At 61.7% G+C, this 19,008-nt stretch carries 16 protein-coding genes and 1 pseudogene; 8 read left to right on the top strand and 9 right to left on the bottom strand.

Going from position 1 to position 19,008, the window contains the following annotated elements; all coding sequences use genetic code 11:
• Positions 1 to 217: 217 nt before the first annotated feature.
• Together G3574_RS23190 and G3574_RS23195 are read left to right on the top strand one after the other, a co-directional pair.
• The gene (locus G3574_RS23190) at positions 218 to 1,393 is read left to right on the top strand and encodes an AAA family ATPase (protein ID WP_235953582.1); all 1,176 of its coding nucleotides are present in this window, start codon (positions 218 to 220) and stop codon (positions 1,391 to 1,393) included.
• 1 nt (position 1,394) lies between these two features.
• Positions 1,395 to 2,369, top strand: a complete 975-nt coding sequence (locus G3574_RS23195; protein WP_163967922.1) for a ParB/RepB/Spo0J family partition protein — start codon at positions 1,395 to 1,397, stop codon at positions 2,367 to 2,369.
• 512 nt (positions 2,370 to 2,881) lie between these two features.
• Here G3574_RS23195 and G3574_RS23200 read toward each other — a convergent pair.
• Entirely contained in the window at positions 2,882 to 4,768 is a 1,887-nt protein-coding gene (locus tag G3574_RS23200; RefSeq protein ID WP_163967923.1) for a phage integrase family protein, read from the bottom strand.
• A gap of 347 nt (positions 4,769 to 5,115) precedes the next feature.
• On the opposite strand from G3574_RS23200, the gene G3574_RS23205 reads away from it, so the two are divergent.
• Positions 5,116 to 6,057, top strand: coding sequence for a tyrosine-type recombinase/integrase (locus tag G3574_RS23205; protein ID WP_163967924.1), 942 nt, complete (start codon positions 5,116 to 5,118; stop codon positions 6,055 to 6,057).
• 52 nt (positions 6,058 to 6,109) lie between these two features.
• Here the strand turns inward: G3574_RS23205 and G3574_RS23210 are convergent, their stop codons facing one another.
• Both G3574_RS23210 and G3574_RS23215 read right to left on the bottom strand, forming a co-directional pair.
• A complete protein-coding gene (locus G3574_RS23210) occupies positions 6,110 to 6,616 on the bottom strand; it encodes an HAD domain-containing protein (RefSeq protein ID WP_163967925.1) in 507 nt (168 codons plus the stop codon).
• Positions 6,617 to 6,637: 21 nt separating this feature from the next.
• Entirely contained in the window at positions 6,638 to 6,958 is a 321-nt protein-coding gene (locus G3574_RS23215) for a hypothetical protein (RefSeq protein WP_163967926.1), read from the bottom strand.
• A 249-nt stretch (positions 6,959 to 7,207) separates the two neighbouring features.
• Here G3574_RS23215 and G3574_RS23220 point away from each other — a divergent pair, with 249 nt between their 5' ends.
• Both G3574_RS23220 and G3574_RS23225 read left to right on the top strand, forming a co-directional pair.
• Positions 7,208 to 8,197, top strand: a complete 990-nt coding sequence (locus tag G3574_RS23220) for an EAL and HDOD domain-containing protein (RefSeq protein WP_163967927.1) — start codon at positions 7,208 to 7,210, stop codon at positions 8,195 to 8,197.
• Positions 8,190 to 10,343: a putative bifunctional diguanylate cyclase/phosphodiesterase gene (locus G3574_RS23225; RefSeq protein WP_163967928.1), complete on the top strand. Its 2,154-nt coding sequence runs from the start codon at positions 8,190 to 8,192 to the stop codon at positions 10,341 to 10,343. Before G3574_RS23220 ends, G3574_RS23225 begins: the two co-directional genes overlap by 8 nt.
• A 119-nt stretch (positions 10,344 to 10,462) precedes the next feature.
• Here G3574_RS23225 and G3574_RS23230 read toward each other — a convergent pair whose 3' ends face one another.
• Positions 10,463 to 11,266: a GIN domain-containing protein gene (locus G3574_RS23230; protein ID WP_163967929.1), complete on the bottom strand. Its 804-nt coding sequence runs from the start codon at positions 11,264 to 11,266 to the stop codon at positions 10,463 to 10,465.
• A gap of 19 nt (positions 11,267 to 11,285) precedes the next feature.
• Entirely contained in the window at positions 11,286 to 11,516 is a 231-nt protein-coding gene (locus G3574_RS23235) for a hypothetical protein (protein ID WP_163967930.1), read from the bottom strand.
• 194 nt (positions 11,517 to 11,710) lie between these two features.
• Between G3574_RS23235 and G3574_RS23240 the strand changes: the two genes are divergently transcribed.
• A complete protein-coding gene (locus tag G3574_RS23240) occupies positions 11,711 to 12,154 on the top strand; it encodes a VOC family protein (RefSeq protein WP_163967931.1) in 444 nt (147 codons plus the stop codon).
• Between the two features lie 17 nt (positions 12,155 to 12,171).
• On the opposite strand, the gene G3574_RS23245 is transcribed toward G3574_RS23240, so the two are convergent.
• Together G3574_RS23245 and G3574_RS28730 are read right to left on the bottom strand one after the other, a co-directional pair.
• Positions 12,172 to 12,447: an HU family DNA-binding protein gene (locus G3574_RS23245; protein ID WP_163967932.1), complete on the bottom strand. Its 276-nt coding sequence runs from the start codon at positions 12,445 to 12,447 to the stop codon at positions 12,172 to 12,174.
• Positions 12,448 to 12,598: 151 nt separating this feature from the next.
• Positions 12,599 to 12,724, bottom strand: a complete 126-nt coding sequence (locus tag G3574_RS28730; RefSeq protein WP_268958906.1) for a hypothetical protein — start codon at positions 12,722 to 12,724, stop codon at positions 12,599 to 12,601.
• 242 nt (positions 12,725 to 12,966) lie between these two features.
• On the opposite strand from G3574_RS28730, the gene cysK reads away from it, so the two are divergent.
• Positions 12,967 to 13,944 carry a cysteine synthase A gene (gene cysK / locus G3574_RS23250; RefSeq protein ID WP_163967933.1) on the top strand — a complete coding sequence of 326 codons (978 nt, stop codon included), beginning with the start codon at positions 12,967 to 12,969 and terminating at the stop codon, positions 13,942 to 13,944.
• A gap of 346 nt (positions 13,945 to 14,290) precedes the next feature.
• Here cysK and G3574_RS23255 read toward each other — a convergent pair whose 3' ends face one another.
• A complete protein-coding gene (locus tag G3574_RS23255; protein WP_163967934.1) occupies positions 14,291 to 14,713 on the bottom strand; it encodes a response regulator in 423 nt (140 codons plus the stop codon).
• Between the two features lie 316 nt (positions 14,714 to 15,029).
• Here G3574_RS23255 and G3574_RS28520 point away from each other — a divergent pair, with 316 nt between their 5' ends.
• Complete coding sequence (locus G3574_RS28520) at positions 15,030 to 16,961, top strand: putative bifunctional diguanylate cyclase/phosphodiesterase (RefSeq protein WP_163967935.1); 1,932 nt, start codon at positions 15,030 to 15,032, stop codon at positions 16,959 to 16,961.
• A gap of 22 nt (positions 16,962 to 16,983) precedes the next feature.
• On the opposite strand, the pseudogene G3574_RS23265 reads toward G3574_RS28520, so the two are convergent.
• A pseudogene (locus G3574_RS23265) lies at positions 16,984 to 18,981 on the bottom strand (ATP-binding protein); the annotation flags it as partial.
• Positions 18,982 to 19,008 lie beyond the last annotated feature (27 nt).

Here is a 19,008-nt window from a genome sequence, read left to right on the forward strand (position 1 = left end):
GTTTTTCATTCCTATAGTCTTTTTAGGGCTTCTAGAAGGTTTACTTTTTTAGCCGGGGCGTGGCTAATTCTGTTGAATACCTAAGCTCACTGCAAAGTATTTGACAGAAATTTGAGGAATTTTTATTTTCCGAAGAATTTCCTGATTTCATGTGTAAGCAATAAGACGTAAAATACATTCATTTTGTAGAACCTATGGGGAACGCATGATCCACAACATGAAGGCAACACAGAAGATCCATATCAGCGATATCGTGGATCAGGCGGAGCGCGCGGCGCAGATGGTGAACCAGATCAGGTCGAGGATGCTGGCACCGAATACGGAAAAAAACTCTCCAGTCTTTACCCTCACCCAGCTTGCCACGCTTTGCGGGATAGACAAGGGACAGGTGTCCTACCGGGTAAGCAAGGGAGACTTGCCGACAGGACAACTCAATGATAAAGGATCCCGGCGCGAATTTACATTGGCCGAGACGAGAACATGGGTAAGGAATTATCGCTCGGAACATCTCCGGCCGGATGGTGGAAGGGCAATCACCATCGCCATCGGCAACTTCAAGGGAGGCGTGAGCAAGACGACGACGGCAATGGTGCTCGCGCAAGGATTGAGCCTTCGCGGACATCGCGTCCTGGCTATCGATGCGGATCCCCAGGGATCCCTGACGACACTGTTCGGCATCATGCCGGACACCGAAGTCACCGAGCAGCAAACCATCGCCCCGCTGGTTTATGGCGACACGACGTCCATTCGCTCGTCCATCCAGCCAACGTACTGGGACGGGGTTGACCTCGTCGCCGCCTCGTCCACCCTGTTTTCTGCGGAGTTCGTCCTGCCGTCGCGGCAGATGAAGGACCCGGAGTTCCAGTTCTGGGATGTCATCAACCTGGGGTTGGAGGATGTGCGCGACGAGTACGACGTGATCATCATCGATACCCCGCCTTCCTTGTCCTACGTCACGATCAATGCCTTCATGGCTGCGGACGCCTTGATCGTGCCCTTGCCGCCCAATGCGCTCGATTTCGCAAGCTCGGCGCAATTCTGGAGTCTCTTCAGCGACTTGGCGTCGAACCTGGTCGAGAACGCGGGGATCAGCAAGACCTTCGATTTCATCCATGTCTTGCTCGCGCGGGTTGACTCGGCTGACGTGGCCAGCGACGTCGTACGCTCCTGGATTGCGGCGACCTATGCCGAGAAGGTGCTTCCCGTCGAGATACCGAAGACCGCTGTAACGTCATCGAGCTCGGCGGAATTCGGGACGGTATATGACATCAATCGTTATGAAGGAAGTGCGAAGACGTATGCCCGTGCGCGTGATGCGTACGACCGCGTCATCGATCTGGTGGAAGCGTCAATCCGAAATTCCTGGCTGAACCAACTGAGCGAAGGAGTCTGATGTGTCAATCAAAGATCGTCTGAGCCGCAAGACGGAGGGCCTGGTCGTACCTAACAAGTCGGATGCCGCGGCGGCTCCGACGCCGTTGCGAACCAGCCCGGGGCAAATGCTCATGGTGAATTCGTTGATGAAGGAAAGCAATGAAAAGCTGGCCAAGCTGGAGGCGCAACTCAAGGACTTTGAAGGCACGCTTCCGGTTCGGCTGATCGATGCCAATGATGTCGTTCCGTCGCGTTGGGCAAATCGGGATGCCCAGGGTTTTGATACACCCGAGTTCGCCGCGCTTAGGGAAGAGATCGCTTCTGGAGACGGAAATGTCCAGCCGATCAAGGTAAGGCCACTGAAAGATCAGGCTGGAAAGTATGAAATTGTCTTCGGCCACCGACGGCATCGCGCTTGCCTTGAGCTTGGCAAGCCGGTGCTGGCAATGGTCGAGGAAGTGTCGGACACCGAGTTGTTCAAGGAGATGGACCGGGAGAACCGCAGCCGGCTTGATCTCTCGCCTTGGGAGCAGGGAATGATGTATCGCCGGGCGCTCGATGAAAAGTTGTTCTCTTCGCAGGAGCAACTAGCGCGCGAGCTTGGTGTCGATGCCGGAAATGTGAGCAAGGCGCTCAAATTGGCCGCACTGGACAAGGTAATCGTGGAGGCATTCAAGTCACCCCTGGATTTGCAATACCGCTGGGCGAAACCGTTGCTTGAAGCCTCTCAGCGCGATAGTGCACTTGTTGCGTCGAGGGCTGATGAGTTGAGGAAGAATGGTGTTGGAACCTTGGCGCCAAAGGATGTTTATGAATACCTGATTGGAGCCGAACCGAAGCAGCGGGATGATGTGTTGTTGGCGGTTGATGGGGTGGTAAAGGGGCGGCTTTCTCGAGGCAAGGATGAGGTGATGATTCGTTTCGAGAAGGGGACGTTGAATGACCGGCGTTTCGAAGAATTGCGTGAGATCCTGAACGAATGGCTTGGCAGCTAGACCTGGTTCATATGATGCAAAAGAGGTTGTACGGTACAACCTCTTTTTTTCGCCTAACGCTTTCTGTTAGCCTCCCAAATCTTCTCACCTAACAGATTTGAACGGCGAAACTTGCTTGTCTTCAGCCTAGTGGCGGGTCGCGGTTGCTGAGATGTTTGGTTGGGTGCCCCGACCCCGAAGCGCAAAGTGACCTGATTGGTATGTGGTGAATCGTCTTAAATATACGCCCGGCAGCTCGGTAGCTGGGAAGCACCCGTAGTGAGTTCTGTTTGTGACTGGTGATTGCGAGCCGACGATTTTCTTACTGGAGAGCATGTCCGCGTTACGCTTAACGGTTTAGAGTCATGCACCCGCCACTCCTTATATCGAATTATGCCGGTTTAAGCAGGCGCACGATACTTAGCAAGTGCGAAACATACACTCATTCCAATGCTACCTCTCGCGAGCACCCGATTCGGAGTTGTACCGTACAACCGAGCTAGGCTCGACCCAGACTTCCCAAAACCTCTCACCTAAAACCCATTCTGGCCCCCTGCCCCATATAGGGCTTCAATGGCTTCCCAAATCTTCTCACTTGACCCGACAGATTTCCTCCAGCGTGAGAAAGAATGGAGATTGGCTGAGCGCAAATGGCGGCAAAACTCTTCACCGCGCGTGCTGTCGAATTTAATTGGCTCAATTCTGCTTCGCACGGAAACCTCGAGCCATTCAGCTGTATCTTCAAACAGTGACTTGATCAGATAAGACACGCCTGCCAAAGATATCTTCTGGCGAGAAGTCTCAGGAAGACTCGTGCTAGCCTGGAGTCGGAACATAAGAGGCATCCGGGTCGTCAATGCCTTGCCAAATTCACCGTGCACCGCCAGAGCATAATCGTCCAGCATGGGGATGGCGTGCCTGGGTAGTAACACGACTTTACTCCCCTGATCTGGCATCGCGACTACCAGACGAAAGGCTCCCTCGGCAATGGAATCTTCGCGAGCGACGATCTCCCCCAAGGCAATGTCCCCGGCCTTCAATCCCAACAGACCGAGCAGAAGCAGCCATCGTGCACGTACTTGTTGGGTGCCAACCAAATTGGCTTCGACATAAAGAAGCACCAGCGCAATGTGTTCAGTCGACAGGCCGCTCGGATTTGGCTGTTGAGCTAGCGCCACCATTGCGCCCGCCCGAAACACATTCTGAGCCCAGTATCCCTTGAGAACCAGCCAGTCTCCCAACACTCCGAGAATGACCATTGCCTGGCGGCGACTGCTTTCGGAAAGCGCTCCCTCGAATGGACGCCAGGAAGCGCTCCAGCGCCGAGTCCCACGCGGGGCACACCACGCCTGCCCAGCGATCCGGAATCCCTTCAGGATCTCGCCATCACGTCCGACCTGTCGTAGAAATTCGTTGTATTCATTGACGTCTTCCCATGTCGCGTCTGACAAGCTGCGTCCACGTTCCAGCAGCATCCAGAGCAGAAAGCGCTCCGCCTCCCGCCGATACGACCGCCAAGTGTTGCCGTCCGGCGCTTTGTCGAGAAGCCAGAGTTCGACGGCACGCAGGTCGGAGACCTCACCGAGCGCGCACTCTTGGCCCCGGTTGCGGCGGTCACGTCCGTCGAGCGATGCTGGTATGCGGAGATATTCCAGGCCAACCATGCCAAATTCACGTTGGCGCAGCATGGCCTTGTCTGTCAGACGCAATTGGGTTGGCTTCATCAATGCTTGGGCCTGGACCCCATGGATTCCGAGTGCCGAGCCGACCGTGTCCGTTTTCAGCCAAGTGACCACCTGCGCTGCCGCCTTTGCACCAAACCTGGGGACCTTGGTCCACCACCGGGCACCCCGGATATTGATGAGGTCGACGAGATCCTTGATCGAATGAATGCCGGCCGTCTGAAGTCGCCTTGAAAGGGCAGGGTCCAGCCAGCCCTCTACCGCATCATTCATGGCTGGTGGCGAAACCAGTGCGCGTTCCAGCAGCTGGAGAATTTCCATCTGCTTGCGGCGAAGCCTGTCGTTCCTGGCGATCCTTCTATCGACCTGGACATGGCCGCCATGCTCTTCGTGGAACAGGTCAATCAGTTCAGCTTCACTGAACAACTCGTGCGGGTCCCGAATTTCCCGGAACTCCTCCAATGTCAGCGCTTCTTTTCTCGGCGGAAGCCGAAAGCGATCACGATCAATGAAAATTACGCGCGCCGCGCTATGTGCTCCAACACGCCGCGCCGCGACATTCAGTTGCTCCCGTATCCACTTCAGGCTTGCCTTCGCGATCCTGGAACCTGATTGCCCGTCCGTTGCCGCGTCAAGGTAGCGCTCAGCAAGGGTTTCAAGGGGCAAACCCTCCAGATATCCGCGCATGAAGGCGAAGTGGTTTGGTCCCAAGCGGATCAGCACCGTCCCATTGTTCATCCAGCTTCTTTTCAATTGGTGCTAACCCTTTGTTTTTGATGTAAAAAGAATGATCCAGTAGAAACCATGCATCAATTTCTCCAGGAAAACATCACTATTGATTATAACCTTTGAAGGAATAGGCAAGTCTATACCCTGCCTTGCCTGCGAAAGTCATCAATTGAGACCATGGACATCACAGGCAAACGAAAATAGAATCTGGGAGACATTTACGGAACTATCGGCAAAAAAGCTGACTTTACCCCCGAGGCGCGCAAGCTGACCGTCGAATCATGAATCCAAGCTTCTTCCCGTCTCCCCGAGCGCAGGACAGGCATCAGGCTTTGCTGCAGTTGTACGAAGAATGGATGTCCAGCCGTGCCAAGGGCGACGTGGCGGACCGGCCGCTAGGCCCGGAAACGGCCGACATCTATCGGGAAATGTGGGCTGCCTTCAGTACCTTCTGTCTCGAAAAAGGCATTGACCCAGGCAAGCTGCGTCCGCAGGATCTCACCGAGTTTTTCCTTCACCGCGAGCGCAGCCGCGCCCCGGCGCCAGGCGCAGGACGCGCCTTGAACATGCGCTATGCGCGTCGCTTCCTGACCCTGATCGATCGCGTGCTGCGCCATGCCGCCGCGACCCGGAACCAGCAGCCCAACCTTGCCGCATTCGAGCTTTTGCAACAGCCGCACTTCAAGCACGCCGAGGCGGCGGAACGCGATCCCTTGCCTGATTACCTGGGTGATGAACTCGTCGAGCAGCTCATCACCTTCCTCAAGCATCGTTTCGAGGAAAACCGGCAGAAAGCCTTGTACTGGAAGGAACTACGCGACTTGACCGCAGTGGCCTTGATGCTAGGTGCCGGATTGGCGCCGGGCGACGTGCGCCATCTTCGAACCGCGGGAGTATTGACCAACGGGGAGGGATTGCCCTGGAAGCTTTCGGTTCCTGGCAACGGCAATGCGCCGGGAAGGGAAACGCCTCTTGCGGAATGGGCAGGCGAGATGCTTGCAGAATGGATGCGCGAACGTGAACGCCAGGGATTCCTGGGCGACTATGTCTTACCATCGACCAGCAGCGGCAAGCAGTGGTCGCATACCCGCTGCTTCGAGTCGTCCAAGGCAGTCATCCAGGCGGCGGAAATCGGGGAGGGTGGCGGCGGTCTCTTTCGGCTCAGGCATACCTTCGCCATGCGGCAGCTCGCCGCCGGCCACGCCGAAGCCGACATCGCCCGCTGGCTCGGTCTGCTCGATGTCACCGGAATGAATCGATACAAGCGCCTACTCATCGCACCAGTCGCCGTGAAATAGGTAGTGCCGGGGGCTACTTCCGGAGAAGTTGGAACATCAGGAAGGGGAGACGTCAAAAAGGAAGGGCCCCTCGTTGCGGCGCCTCGCCTGCGCCCGACGCTTGCGCCAGCCGCGCGTCGCCGGTCGCCAGCCATGCCCGTATCCGCGCCTGCACGCGAAAGTCCTGCAAGCCCGCCATCGGGTCGCATCGTACCTGGCAGGACGACTGCACCGCGTTGTCGATGCCGGCCTCGAGAACGAGATGATCCTCCACGTCCGCGGTCTCCAGCACGGCGGCGACGCTTTCCGGCCGCGGTCCCCGCGGCGTCACGCCGATGAAGCGCCTTCCCAACGGACCAAGCAGGGATTGGAGCTCGCCGGACGACAGGAAAAGCCGCCAGTCCGAATGGACGATGATGCCAACGTCAGGGTAGGGGGCCAGCAATTCGTCGAGTATCCATGCCCAGCGAAACAGCCACAAGGCTTGCGCATTCGCACGCGGCGATCCCGCCAGCGAAAAGCGGATCGCCGCGCTCGCCGGATGCAATACGCCATCCACGTCCAGGAAAATCACTCGCATCTCGTCCGCCTTCCGCCCGGATTACCGGCGATTCTGTCCTTCCGCGCAGGCTGCCGCCTCGAGCAGCTGGGCTGCCAGGGCGCGTGCTTCATGTATCGACATTTCCTTGCATATGTCGCCGTTCCACAGGCGCACGACCGCCGGCATGTCGGTCTGAGGCACCTGCAAGCCGGTCAGCCGCGCCAGCCGCAGTGCGCCGCGATGGCGAACGTCGACCAGTTCGCCGAACCGCGTCCGGATTCCATCTCCGTCCCTGCGCCGCAACGGCGTGCGTTCGCGCGCGGACTCGGAAGCGAAAACGATGGATCCGGCCGCTTCACGGCCAAAGGTCTGGTGGTTCATGGTCACTCCTGCAATGTACTGGTTTTATATACAGTATATCCTCGCGGACGCGGCGTCAACTGCCACGCGTAGAACGCTGCCAGGAAGCGACACGGCCAGGCAGCATAGGTGGAAACGCCCGAGCCTGGGCGCAACGAACCGCTGCCGGCATGCGCGAATGCGACAAAGCCGGCCCGTGCATTGCCGAGGATCAATAAAGCGTCGGGAATCAAGGTAGTATTGCCGTATTGCCTAACAGATCCGCATTCCATGACTCGCTCTTCCTCTCCGGTTCCGGCACTGATCGAGCTGCTGGCTGACAAGACCAGGGCACCCAGCACCATCCGACTGCGCCCGGAAATACTCGACCCCGCCATGGCGGCCGAGATCGTGTCCAGCGACGCTTTCTCCGCCCTGGCGAAGCGCTTTTCCTGCTTGCTCGTCGAACCCGTCGCTGCGGACGCGGCGCTCGTGGAGGAACTGGCACGGCAAGGCTGCAAGACCGTCCCCGTTGCGGCGCTTCATGTTCTCTCCAAGGACGCGCCCGCTGCGGTTCCGGCCACGGCGGCATGGCTGGCCGGAGACTGGTGGACTGCCCCGCCCGCCAAGCCGAATGCCGCGCAATCCGCATCGCGCACACTTGCGCTCCAGTTGGTGCAACTGGTCAATGACGACGCGGATACCCACGAGATCGAGGCGGTGCTCCGGCGCGATCCGACGATGTCATACCAGCTGCTGAGGGTGGTCAACTCCCTCGGCATGGGAATGAGCCGGCAGATCACCAGCTTTTCACAGGCGATCCTCATCATGGGACGTGCCCAGCTTCGTCGCTGGCTGAACCTCATGCTCTTTTCCTCGCGCCAGGGGGATGAGCGTTCCGCCATGCTCCTGGCCCGCGTTGCCGTCCGTGCCCGGACCATGGAGTTGCTTGCCAAGGCGAGCGGCATGGACAAGGCAACCCAGGAAGCCGCATTCATGGCCGGCATGTTTTCCCTTCTCGGCGTGCTGTTCGGCATGCCGCTGGCGGAGGTTCTCAAGCCGCTCAAGATCAGCGACGCCATCCGCCAGGCGGTTCTGGAGCATGGCGGCGACATCGGCTGCCTGCTCGACACGGCGACATGGGCGGAGCAGTGGATGCCCGGCCAGGACCGGTTGGACCAGTTGCACCTGTCGGCCCACGATTTCCATGGCTTGCTGGTGGAGTCCTACCTCTGGATGAGCGAGGTCATCCAGGAACCCAACGGGGGCAAACATGCCTGACGCCAGGCTCGAGGCGTGCATCGCGCTTTGCCGCAGGGCGCGCGAGCTGGACGGCGCTGCCCTCCTGCAAACCCTCAGCGAGCTGGAATCCGCCCTGAACGAGATGCGCCTGTCGCCAACGGCGTCGCCGCAAGGCCGCGCCGCTCTTCCCCAGCCTGAAATCCGGATGGACCTGCTGGGTTACATCACCGGCTGGAACGCGGGCGCGGAGCATCTGTTCGGATACACAGCCGAGGAGGCCCTCGGCCAGAACGTGCTCTTCCTTTATGCCGACAGCAGCGAGGAAATCGCGGAGATGTTCCTCGACGACGGCAGCGCCGTGATGGAAGTGCGCCGCCGGAAAAAGTCGGGCGACATCTTCTGGGCGAGCCTGTCCCTGACCGCGGAACGCGACGAGGCCGGCCAGCCGGCGGGCTTCGTGGCGCGCATGTCGGAAATCGGCGACGGGCTGTCGGACGAAGACAAGCTGCGGCTGCACGCACGCATCATCGAGGACAGCGACCAGGGCATCCTGATCACCGACAGCGAAGAGCGCATCGTTTCCGTCAACACCGCCTTCACACGCATCACCGGCTACACCGCTGCCGAAGCCATCGGCAAGACGCCGGACATCCTGCGTTCCGGCAAGCACAACGCCGACTTCCGCGCCCAGGTGCGCTCGGCCATGCGCGGCGCCGGACCATGGCATGGCGAAATCATCGGCAAGCGCAAGAACGGCGAACACTTTCCGCAGTCCGTCTCGATCAGCGTGGTGCGCAACGACACGAACGACATCACCCACGCGTTTTCCATCTTTTCCGACATCAGCGTTTATAAGGAAGCGGAGGCGCGGATCCAGCACCTCGCCAACTACGACTCGCTGACCGGCCTGCCCAACCGTTCGCTCCTGACCCAACTGACCGACCAGGCGCTGACCGTTGCGCGTCGCCAGCACGGGCACGGGGCGATGCTGGTCCTTGCCCTCTACCGGTTCACGTCCATCTACGACACGCTCGGCCATGAAGTGCGAGACACGCTGCTGCGCGACATCAGCCAGCGCTTCCGCGCCACGCTGCGCGACGAAGACGTGCTGTGCCGGCTCGACGGCGACCGGTTCGCGGTCGCGCTGCTCGACATCCAGAAGCGCGAGCACGCCGGAATCGTCGCCCAGAAGCTGCTGAGCTCGCTGGACGCGCCTTTCCTGATCGACGGCCATAACCTGCGCATCGGCGCGAGCATCGGCATCGCGGTCTACCCGGAGGACGGCATGGAAACCGATACCTTGCTGCGCTTCGCCGATTCCGCGCGCACGCGGGTTCACCAGAGCGGAGAAGTGGGATACATGTTCTTCAGCGCCGAGATGAACCAGCGCGCCAAGGAACACCTGTGGTTCGAGAGCGAGCTCCGGCGCGCCCTCGCGGAAAGCCAGCTTCAGCTGCACTACCAGCCCAAGGTCAGCCTGCGCAGCGGCCGCATCGTCGGCGCGGAAGCCCTGCTGCGCTGGAAGCATCCGGAACGCGGCATGGTGTCTCCGGGCATCTTCGTTCCGGTGGCCGAAGAGACCGGGCTCATCCTCAGCCTGGGCGACTGGGTGCTGGAGGAGGCTTGCCGCCAGATCCGGCAATGGAAGGACGCCGGCCTCGAAGTGCCGCCGATCGCGATCAACATCTCCTCGCGCCAGTTCGACGCGGCCTTGCCGGAGCGCGTGCACGCCGTGCTCGACAAGCACCAGCTCCCGCCCAACCTGCTCAAGCTCGAAATTACGGAGAGCCTGCTGGTGCGGGGCGCGGAAAACGTCATTCCCATCATGAACCAGCTCGTCGCCATGGGACTTGCCCTGGCGCTGGATGACTTCGGCACCGGCTACTCCAGCCTGGCCTACCTCAAGAAATTCCCCATCAGCACGCTGAAGATCGACCGGTCCTTCGTGATCGGCCTGCCGCACGAGGAGAATGACTGCGCGATCGCCCGCGCCATCGTCACCATGGCGCAGCAGCTGCGCCAGGAAATCGTCGCCGAAGGCGTGGAAACCCGCGAGCAGATGTCCTTCCTGCGCGACCTCGGATGCGACCAGCTGCAAGGCTATCTCTTCAGTCCGGCGCTGCCGCCGGCGGAATTCGAAAGGAAAGTCCGCGACGGGGAACGATTGGCGCTAAGGCGGGGATGACGCCGGCAGGCATGGAGCGCGAACCGGCGAAAAAGAGCCGCACCCGGGCAGATCATGCCTGGCGCGGCCGCAAGGAGTGATGCTTTGAATGATGTGATGCCGTGCGGCGGTCCGCCGGCTCACTGCCAGCGGACGCTGCCCGATCCAACCCTGCTCACGCTGCGCTGGGCCGGGTTGCCATAGACCGAAACGTCGCCGCTGCCGACGGAGGATACGGCGATGGCGCTGGCCGCATTGACCGAGGCGCTGCCGGATCCGGCGGACGTGATGCGCGCGCTCGCCACCTTCAGCTGCTTGCCGTTGAAGGCGCCCGAACCGGCGATATTCAATGCCAGCGACTTGCCGGAACCCGTGACCGTGGCTTCGCCGGAGCCGGCCAGGGAAAACTCCAGGTTGTCGCTCGCGCCGGCATCCATCTTGAGGTTGCCGCTTCCCGAAACCGATACCGTCACCTCGCGGTACTGTCCCTCGAACTTCGCGTTGCCCGAGCCGGCCAGCGACAGCTGCAGCGACTCGCCCTTGAATCCGCGTACATCGGCGTCGCCGCTTCCGGAGATGCCGAGTTCACGCAATGCCGGCAGGTTGAGCTCGACCACCGGCGTCGCGGCGCGGCCGAGCGTCCAGCTTTCCTTTTCGGTCTCGATGAGGAGGCGCGTGCCATCCTGGCTCAAGGTCACCTTCGGTTTCAGCCTCGGCTGGTAACGCATGACCATCGCGGGCGCGGCGGCCTGGCGCATGCGCAGGTCGATATTGCCGCGCACTTCCACCATCGTGACCGACGCCGGCACGCTACGGTTTTCCGAGACGGCGGTTCCGGAGTTGCTTTCCTGCGGCGTCGTTCCCTGGGCATGGGCCTCGATGGCGGCAACGCTGGCAAGGACGGCGCAAATGGCCAGCGCGACGGCGGACACTCGGGTTCTCATGGCGCTTCTTCTCCTGAAATCAGGCCGCTTCTGCGGCATTGCGCGTGCCGGCGGTCTGCTCCGCATCCTGTTCCAGCATCGCGGCTTTCTGCGCCGGGGTCAGGCGCTTCGCCACGATTGTAATACGCGGAATGTCGGAGGCGGCTTGCGGCTGGACCGGCGTAGTGGCGGCGAAGCGGCCCGAGAAAGCAATGATGGCGACGATGGCGAAGACCTTGACGAGCAGGGCGATGGCGATGACGTTTTTCATGTTCTTTCCTGTGGTTGGTTGCGCGGTGTGATGCCACTGTATGCCCGCGGCCGCCCACGCTCCAGCGGATTGCGACAGATTGCACAATTCCTGGTGCAAAATGCATCCTGGCGCGACGGACTGTGCGAGCGCAGGCCGCTGCCGCACGCCGCTGGACCGCATCATTTTTGCCATCAACCTGGAAAACTACCGTCATGCTGACCATCAAGCATATCGATCACTTGGTCCTGCGGGTCTCCGACCTGCCCCCCATGCTGGATTTCTATCTCGGGGTTCTCGGATGCAGCCTGGAAAAGGCGCAGGAAGAAATCGGGCTCTACCAGGTTCGCGCGGGAACCTGCCTCATCGACCTGGTGCCGGTGGACGGCAAGCTCGGCCGTGCCGGTGGCGTGGCGCCCGGCCGCGAAGGTCGGAACCTCGATCATTTTTGCCTGCGCGTCGAGCCATTCGATGCCCAGGACATCAGGCGCCATCTCGAGGAGAAGGGGATCGCGGCAGGACAGGTGGAATCGCGCTACGGCGCGGAAGGGGAGGGGCCGTCGATCTATGTCACCGACCCGGAGGGAAACGTGGTGGAACTGAAGGGACCGCCCTGGCAGGCGCAGGAGGCGGGAAGAACGTTGCCGTCCGCGTCCTGAAGCCTGCAGAGTCCGTATTACTTGTTGACCGCGTCCTTGAACGCCTTGCCGGCGGAGAACTTCACGGTCTTGGCCGCGGCGATCTTGATTTCTTCTCCGGTGCGCGGATTGCGGCCGGTGCGTTCCGCACGCGAGCCATTGGCAAACGTGCCGAAGCCGACGAGCTGGACGCTGTCACCAGCGGTTACGGCATTGACGATCTGGTTCAGGACGGACTCGACAGCGCGCTGGGCCGAGGCTTTGGACAAGTCGCATTCTGCGGCGACGGCGTCGATGAGTTCGGTTTTGTTCATGCAACCTCCAATGGAAAGAGCACGGATTCTAGCATTAACCGGTCGCCCGGCCATGCGGCTTGTTATTCCGGCGCAAGCTTTTTACAGCGCGGGCGAACGCCCGCGCGCCGGACATGCCAGCCATGCATGCCATTGATAGGCAAATGACGCGTCAGTTCAGCTGAAAGAGCGCAAAAACCAGGGCCGAGGCGAGCAGGGCGGCAAACAGCAGCGTCTGCTGCACGTTAACCGCAGGCTTGGACTTGAGCGGCACACGCTCATGAAGCGTCTTACCCATGATGGTTCTCTCTCAGAAAGGATTCCGTTAAAGAATGTTGCTGTAGTCCATTATAGAAATGTGCTTTTGGCATGAACGTGACACAGCGCACACTTATGTCGCCGCTGATGCATCGAAACAACAAAAGCGCGCCTTGACGCGCCCGGGTCCCGGCAGGATTCTTGACATGGATGGCTTGCCCGCCTCACGGCGCAATGAAACAATGCCATCCCGTTCTCATTTCACCGCAACAAGGAGCTGACATGTCCCACTGGTTTGAAGACAACTCGTTGTCGATCGGACGAACCCCGCTCGTGCGCCTGAACCGCATCACCGATGGCGCCGGCGCGACCGTCCTGGCAAAGATAGAAGGGCGCAACCCGGGTTACTCGGTGAAGTGCCGCATCGGCGCGGCCATGATCTGGGACGCGGAAAAGCGCGGGCTGCTCGGCCCGGGCAAGGAACTGGTCGAGCCGACGAGCGGAAACACCGGCATCGCCCTCGCATTCGTCGCGGCCGCACGCGGCATTCCCTTGACGCTGACCATGCCCGAGACGATGAGCATCGAGCGTCGCAAGCTGCTGCTGGCCTATGGCGCGAAGCTTGTCCTGACCGAAGGCCCGAAGGGCATGAATGGCGCGATCGCCAGGGCGGAGCAGATCGTCGCCTCGGACCCCGGCAAATATGTCTTGCTGCAGCAATTCAAGAATCCGGCCAATCCGGCGGTGCACGAGGCCACGACGGGACCGGAGATCTGGGAAGACACCGATGGCAAGGTGGATGTCTTCGTCTCTGGCGTGGGCACGGGCGGCACCATCACCGGCGTGTCGCGTTATTTCAAGAAGACCCGGGGCCATTCCCTGGTTTCCGTCGCCGTCGAACCGGTCGCCAGCCCGGTCCTGACCCAGACCCGCGCGGGGGAACCGCTCAAGCCGGCGCCGCACAAGATCCAGGGCATCGGCGCGGGTTTCGTGCCGGAGGTGCTGGACATGTCGCTCGTGGACCGGATCGAACAGGTCACCAATGAAGAGGCGATGCATTATGCGCGTCGGCTGGCGAAGGAGGAGGGGATCCTCGCCGGCATTTCCTGCGGCGCGGCCGCCGCGGTGGCCGTGCGCCTGGGCAAGCTTCCCGAGATGGCCGGCAAGACCATCGTCGTCGTGCTGCCCGACTCCGGCGAGCGCTACCTGAGCTCCGCGTTGTTCGAAGGGCTGTTCGACGCAACCGGCATGCCGCTCTGAGGCAATTGTTGGCAGGCGAAAAAAAACCCGCCGACCTTGCGGTGGGCGGGTAAATCCAATTCAAGGAGAGTTGGAGGAGACAGTTCGCATCTTAGCGAACGTCCTTGCATGCAGCCAATTTATTGTCGTGATGACAGACATTCATGCAGGACATATCAAAAAAGAAGCCCGTCGCGGCAGGCCGGACGGGCTCTTGTCTCTCTCGCTCCTTGGCAGGATTTTTTTTGTAAGCGACGGAATGTTACACCAGCCGCCCTGAACATTGGAAGTCCTGCCATGAAAAATCTTGCATGCGCCGCGACGCGTCCGGCACAGCGGAACTGCAATGGAATGTCGGGGAAAGGCGTCAGGCGACGAGGCGGATGCTGCGGACCACCGTCTGCATTTCGGCGAACTTGACGGGCTTGGTCATCACCCGTTCGAATCCTGCTTCCATGGCGCGGGCGTGGTCTTCGGGGCTGCTGTAGCCGGTCACCGCGATCAGGCGGATCTGGCTTGGCATGCCAAGCTTGCGGAATTCGGTGGGAAACTCGAAGCCGCTCTTGTCGCCCGGGAGCGCGAGATCGCAGAACACCAGTTCCGGAGTGCGGCGTTTCGCCTGCTCAAGGCCGGCGCTGACCGTGGTCGCGATATCGGTGGAACAGCCCACGATCTCCAGGAGGTCGCAGAAAAGCTTCGCCAGATCGCGATTGTCCTCGACCACCAGCACATGGGGCCGGCGGGTTTCTGCCGCGGCAGACTGTTGCTCTGTTGACTTGGTTTCGGGCATGGTTTTCCGGAATGATTCCGGCAATCGCTACATCGTGGTTTGACAAGCCAGGCAGGGCTGGAGTTTTCAGTCCATGGAAGCCTGTCCGGGAAGTATAGCTTAGATAGTAAAATCGGTTGTCGGAGGGCTCGATAAACACTGTGTTTTGTCAAAAAACGCTCCTGCGGGTTGGCAGGCAACGTCTTCATTCCCGCCAAGTATGCGCCTTATTAAGAGCAAACCATTGCTTTTGCGCAAAGCCATGACACATGGCAACATGGCATGATCGGCTTTCGGCACAACGGTGTGCCCTTCGGGAGCAAGGAGAACCCCGCCGATGGCTGGTAACGCGATCAGGAAGACCGCGCAAGTCGACGATGGCGACGCCTATCGGCGCGTCTTCTATCGTTCTCCCGACTACATCTCCATCAGCCGTCTGAAGGACGGTCTCTACATCGACGTCAACGCCAGCTACGAGCGCTTCGTCGGCATGACCCGCGAGCGCATCATCGGGCGCACGGCGACGGAGCTCGGCGTGTGGCCGGAGCCGGAAGAGCGCCAGCGGTTGGTCGACGCCGTGCGGCGCCTCCGGCAGGTCAACGATTTCGCCGCCCGCCTGCGATCCCGGGATGGCGAACTGCGCAACGTGGAAATCTCCGCGACCATCACGGACATCGACGGCGAAGAGGTGCTGATCGCCCTGATCCGCGATGTCACCGAACGCATGCACGACACCGTCGAGCTGCAGCAATACCGCGAACACCTCGAGGTTCTGGTGTCCCTGCGCACCAGCGCGCTGCGGGAAGCCAACGGCGAATTGCTCAAGTCGAACTATCGGCTGGAGCAGGCGCACCAGCGGCTTCAGGAAACCGAGAAGCGCATCCGCTACATGGCGCTGCATGACAGCCTGACCGGGCTGCCCAACCGGGTGCTGCTGCACGACCGGGTCAACCACGCCATCATGCACGCCGACCGCGAACGGCACGCCATCGCCCTGCTGTTCATCGACCTCGACAACTTCAAGCACGTCAATGACTCGCTCGGCCATCTGGCCGGCGACGAGCTGCTGTGCGAGTTCGCCTCCCGCATCCGGCGCTGCATCCGCAAAAGCGATACGCTGGCGCGCCTCGGGGGAGACGAGTTCGTCATCTGCCTGCCCAAGCTCCGGAGCACTACCCAGGTCGGTCAGCTTGCGCAAAAGATCCTCGACACGCTCGAAGAGCCGTTCATCGTCCGCGGACAATCCCTGCACGCCGGAGCCAGCATGGGCATCGGCATGTACCCGGGGGACGGCGAAACCGTTGACGCCCTGATGCAGGCCGCCGACACGGCGATGTACCACGCCAAGGCCAAGGGCAAGGGCAACTACCAGTTCTTCACGGCTTCGCTCAACACCGCCGTGCAGCAGCGGCTCGCGATCGAAAGCCAGCTCAGGAATGCCCTGCCGCACGGCGAACTCCTGCTGCACTACCAGCCGCAGGTCGACCTGCGCAGCGGCCGCATCATGTCGGCCGAGGCGCTGCTGCGCTGGCTGCAACCCGCGCGCGGCATGATCCAGCCCCTGGACTTCATTCCGGTCGCCGAAGAGTCCGGCCTGATCCTCAAGATCGGGGAGTGGGTGCTGCGCGAAGCCTGCCGCCAGTTACGCGTATGGCGCGACGATGGCCACGCCGGCATGAGCATCGCGGTCAACCTCTCCGCGCGCCAGGCCATGCAGCCGGGCTTCAGCGACGTGGTGGCCGCCATCCTCGAGGAACATGGACTGCCGCCGGAGGCGCTCGATCTGGAGATTACCGAAAGCGTGCTCATGGAGCCGAGCGAGGAAAACATCGCTACGCTTCGCTGCCTGTCCGCCATGGGAGTGCGCCTGTCCGTCGATGACTTCGGTACGGGTTATTCCAGCTTGTCCTATCTCAAGCGCTTTCCGATCTCGGCGCTGAAGATCGACCGCAGCTTCGTCGCCGGCATTGCCACCGACGCGAGCGACATGGCGATTACCGATACCATCATCGCCATGGCGCGGCACCTGCACCTGCAAGTCATCGCCGAGGGCGTGGAAACGGCGGAGCAGGTGGAATTCCTGTCGACGCACGCCTGCGCGCTCGCGCAAGGCTATTTCTTCGGACGGCCGATGGACGCCGATTGCCTCACGGCGTTGCTCCGGCAGCAGGAGCAAGAGGCGGCGGGACGGACGGCGGGCCAGCCTCGGCCTCGCGTTCGCGCGCGGGCGCCAAGGCAGCCAGCAGGTCACGCGATCGAACCGGTTTGACCAGCCGCGCACTGAACTCGAACCGCTTTTCGTCGCCCGGCCGGGCGCCGTAGCCGGACAAGGCCACGAAACGCGTGCGCGCGAGCGCGGGCATGGCGCTCAGCAGCCTGCCGAGTTCGTAGCCGTCCATGTCGGGCAGGCCGATGTCGAGAATGGCGACGCCAGGAACGAAGTCCGCTGCGATGGCAAGCGCCGTGGCGCCGTCCGGCGCATACCTCACCTCGCAGCCTTCGGAACGCAGCAACTCCGAGATCGTTTCGCCGGCATCCACGTTGTCGTCCACCACCAGCACCCGCGCGCCGGCGACATCATGTTCGCGTCGAACCGACGACCGGTCATCATGCAAGGCGGACGCGGCGATCGGCAGAAGGATCTCGAACAGGCTGCCCTGGTCCTTGCCCGCACTGACCGCGCTTATGCTGCCGCCGTGCATCCGCACCAGCGTCCTGGCGATGGTCAGGCCCAGCCCCAGTCCGCCCGCCTCGCGGTCGATGCGCTGGGGTCCCTGCACGAACATGTCGAATACATGCGGCAGCAGGTCCGGCGGAATGCCGATTCCCGAATCCGTGACGCGCAGGCATGCTCCCGCGTCGGCGACGGTAAGCTCCGCCGTTACATGGCCGCCCGGCGGCGTGAACTTCGCGGCATTGCCGAGCAGGTTGGCCAGCACCTGGGCCAGCCGCACCGGGTCGCCGAGGACGTAGACCGGCTGCTCGGGCAGCCTGGCGTCGAAGCGGATGCCATTCTTTTCGAGCACCGGCGCCACCACTTCGATGGCCTTGTCGAGAACCGCCGCCAGGTCGATGCGTTCCAGCCGCAATTCGACCTTGCCCTGCGAGATGCGGGCGATGTCGAGCAGGTCGTCGACCAGTCGCGACAGGTGGTCGACCTGCCGGCGGATCACGCCCTGCTCATACTGCGTGGTGCGCTCGCCGCGTAATTCCATGAGCTGCAGCGCGGTGACGATGGGAGCAAGTGGATTGCGCAGTTCGTGGCCGAGGATGGCGAGGAATTCATCCTTGGCCCGGCTGGCGGCGAGGGCTTCGGCCTTGGCCGCACGCTCGGCGGCCAGCAGTTCCATGCGTTTGGTGATGTCGGTGGTGGCGCCGACCATGCGCACGGGCGTGCCGGCGGCGTCGCGGTCGAGGTGGGCCTGCGTCGAAAGCCAGCGGATGCGGCCGCCCGGCAGCAGCGCCCGGAATTCCGCCGTGTAGCCGCTGCCAACGGCCAGGGCCTGCTCGATGCGGGCCTGCACGTCGGGCAGGTCCTCGGGATGGACGAGCGCGGCGAAATCCGCGATGCCTCCCTGGAAGCTTCCCGGCGGCAGGCCATACAAGGCATGGACCCGGTCCGACCAGCTTATCTCGTCCCTTAGGATGTTCCAGTCCCAGATGCCGATGCCGCCCGCGTCCAGGGCGATGCGAAGCCGCTCTTCGCTGGCGCGCAGCGCGGCTTCGGCGCGGCGCTGCTTTTCCAGCAGCCGGACGTTGACCACCGTCGGCGCGGCGAGCATGGCGAGTTCCATTGCCAGCTCCAGGTCGTCCTCGGTATGCCGCCGGCCGGACCGGCCCATGAACAAGGTCAGCGCGCCCACGAGTTCGCCCCGGTACCACATGGGTACGGAAATCATGGAGCGGAAGGCCAGCCTGCGCAGGATCGCGAGATGGCCTTCGTCCACCGCGACGGCCCGGTACCAGCCGTCGTCGATGTCCGGATGGAAAGCCGCCTGCCCGGTCGAGAGCGCGCAGAGGTTCATGTCCGGGCGCTCCTGGCGTATCCATTCCGTCGGACGCAGGATGGCATCGACTTCGTCATCGAGGTGGGCGCGGGCGGTGCGGCGCACGCCGTCATCCACCACGACGTCGAAGAATCCGAAATCGCCCAGCGCAGGAAGGCAGGCGGAAATGGTGTGCGCGAGCGTTTCGTCGAATTCCAGGGAGGAGGCAAGCAGTTCTACCGCGCGGCGGTATACCTTGAGCTTGTCACGGAGTCGGTCCTGGGAGAGATCGGGGTTGGGCATGGCGAATCAATACAGGCGGTTGGCAGG

The organism is Noviherbaspirillum galbum (assembly GCF_010974945.1).
In the GTDB taxonomy this organism is placed as follows: Bacteria; Pseudomonadota; Gammaproteobacteria; order Burkholderiales; family Burkholderiaceae_D; genus Noviherbaspirillum; species Noviherbaspirillum galbum.